The 350-nt window shown below is 47.4% G+C and carries 1 protein-coding gene; it reads right to left on the minus strand.

Annotation, left to right across the window (positions count from 1 at the left end):
- The coding region (locus B3O33_RS07330) for a CorA family divalent cation transporter (RefSeq protein WP_292363297.1) at nucleotides 1-350 on the minus strand (350 nt) is incomplete at both ends.

The following is a 350-nucleotide window of genomic DNA, read 5'->3' on the forward strand; positions in this document are numbered from 1 at the left end:
TCAGGAAGTTTATCTTATCGAAGAGGAAAGTCGTATGTGACATCAGTGTTTCCAAATCCCGCAATATCTCATACAGGGTTTCCCGGGAAGATCCCGGCTCACGTAGATGGCGCAGTAAAAACGAAATATCACGTTGAGTGTCCATCAGACACAAGCGTATCTTTCCGTTACTGTCTTCCAGACGAGCCAGCTGACTGATGGCATCCTCCAAATCGGCACTTTCATCTTCCAGGACCAGATGACTGACCCGCTCTAACTGGCGATGGATATCTTCGAGATTATCGGCATGATTCTCGACTTTCTGTTCCAGCAAGGTAATCAGTAAATCCGTGGGCGTTTCACAACTCACC

Source organism: Methylophaga sp. UBA1464, from assembly GCF_002325665.1.
Lineage (GTDB): Bacteria > Pseudomonadota > Gammaproteobacteria > Nitrosococcales > Methylophagaceae > Methylophaga.